The sequence below is a fragment of the Mycobacterium sp. 1482292.6 genome (assembly GCF_001672995.1).
Classification (GTDB): Bacteria; Actinomycetota; Actinomycetes; order Mycobacteriales; family Mycobacteriaceae; genus Mycobacterium; species Mycobacterium europaeum_A.
Map to the genome: position 1 here is coordinate 1 of NZ_LZKV01000139.1, position 1913 is coordinate 1913.

Sequence of the window (1913 nt, forward strand, 5' to 3'; positions counted from 1 at the left end):
GGCGGCGAAGAGTCGGCCTTGTTCGCCGCCGACTTGGCCCGGATGTACATCCGCTACGCCGAGCGGCACGGCTGGACCGTCACCGTGCTGGATGAGACCACCTCGGATCTGGGCGGCTACAAGGACGCGACGCTGGCCATCGCCAGCAAGGGCGATAGCGCCGACGGGGTCTGGTCCCGGATGAAATTCGAGGGTGGAGTGCACCGGGTGCAACGCGTCCCGGTGACCGAATCCCAAGGCCGCGTTCACACTTCGGCGGCTGGCGTGCTGGTGTATCCCGAACCCGAAGAAGTCGGCGAGGTGCAGATCGACGAGTCGGACCTGCGCATCGACGTCTACCGCTCGTCGGGCAAGGGCGGCCAGGGCGTCAACACCACTGACTCCGCGGTGCGCATCACGCACCTGCCCACCGGCATCGTCGTCACCTGCCAGAACGAGCGCTCGCAGCTGCAGAACAAGGCCCGCGCCCTGCAGGTTTTGGCCGCCCGTCTGCAGGCCCTGGCCGAAGAGCAGGCGCTCGCCGATGCCTCGGCGGACCGGGCCAGCCAGATCCGCACGGTGGACCGCAGCGAGCGCATCCGCACCTACAACTTCCCGGAGAACCGGATCGCGGATCACCGCATCAACTTCAAGTCGCACAATCTCGATCAGGTCCTCGACGGTGACCTGGACGCCCTGTTCGACGCCCTGGCCGCCGCCGACAAGCAGAGCCGGCTGCAACAGGCATGACGTCGCGCGACGATGCAGAGTGAAACGATGAGGAGAAGCGCGACAACCCAGCTCAGCCTGCGGCGCACGATCGACGATGCTGCGGCCACCCTTGCCGAGGCGGGAATCGATTCTGCGCGTTGGGATGCCGAACAGCTGGCCGCGCACCTGGCGGGCACCGATCGCGGACGCCTATCCCTGCTCGACCCGCCGGACGCGGACTTCCTGGGGCGCTACCGCGATGTCGTGGCCGCGCGCTCGCGACGTGTTCCCCTGCAACATCTGCTGGGGACCGCGGCGTTCGGGCCCGTCCTCCTGCACGTCGGCCCCGGGGTTTTCATACCCCGCCCGGAGACCGAAGCGCTGCTGGAATGGGCTAGGGCACAACAACTTCCGCCGCGACCTGTCATCGTCGACCTGTGCACGGGGTCGGGCGCCCTGGCGGTGGCGCTGGCCCACCACTTGCCCGGGGCGCGAATCGTCGCCATCGACAACTCTGACGCCGCCCTCGAGTACGCCCGCCGCAACGCGCAAGGCACGGAGGTCGAGCTGATCTGCGCCGACGTCACAGAGCTGGCCGGCGAGCCGGGCCCGCTCGCCGATCTGGATGGCCGGGTCGACCTGGTGGTGGCCAACCCGCCCTACGTTCCCGATGGTGCTGTGCTGGATCCCGAAGTCGCGCAACATGATCCGCACCAGGCCGTCTTCGCCGGCCCGGACGGAATGGCGGTGATCGCGCCGCTGCTCAGCCTCGCCGGTCGCTGGCTGTGTCCGGGAGGACTCATCGGCGTCGAGCACGATGACACCACCGCGGCGCAGACCGTGGAATTGTTCGACCGCACAGGGGCATTCGACGACGTCCGGGCCCGCCGAGACCTGACCGGGCGGCCACGGTTCGTCACGGCCCGCAGGAGAGCGGAACCGGGGAGGGGCGGCGCCCATGACTGACGTCTTCGACTGCGCGGATCCCGATCAGCGCTCACTCGGAATCGCCGCCGCCGCGGCAGCGCTCAAGGGTGGCCGCCTGGTTGTCATGCCGACCGACACGGTCTATGGGATCGGCGCCGATGCGTTCAACAGCGCGGCGGTCTCCGCGCTGCTGTCGGCGAAGGGGCGCGGGCGCGACATGCCGGTGGGCGTGCTGGTCGGCTCCTGGCACACCATCGAGGGGCTCGTGTACACCATGCCGGACGGGGCCCGCGACC

Annotated in this window: 3 protein-coding genes; all 3 read left to right on the forward strand. The window is 69.3% G+C overall.

Annotation, left to right across the window (positions count from 1 at the left end; translation table 11 throughout):
- Nucleotides 1-729 (forward strand): peptide chain release factor-like protein (locus tag A5624_RS14240; protein ID WP_066867176.1); only part of this gene is annotated, 729 nt, incomplete at its 5' end.
- Between the two features lie 27 nt (nt 730-756).
- Complete coding sequence (prmC, locus tag A5624_RS14245) at nt 757-1656, forward strand: peptide chain release factor N(5)-glutamine methyltransferase (protein WP_232002259.1); 900 nt, start codon at nt 757-759, stop codon at nt 1654-1656.
- Nucleotides 1649-1913 (forward strand): Sua5/YciO/YrdC/YwlC family protein (locus tag A5624_RS14250; protein ID WP_197498016.1); only part of this gene is annotated, 265 nt, incomplete at its 3' end. The genes prmC and A5624_RS14250, both read left to right, overlap by 8 nt.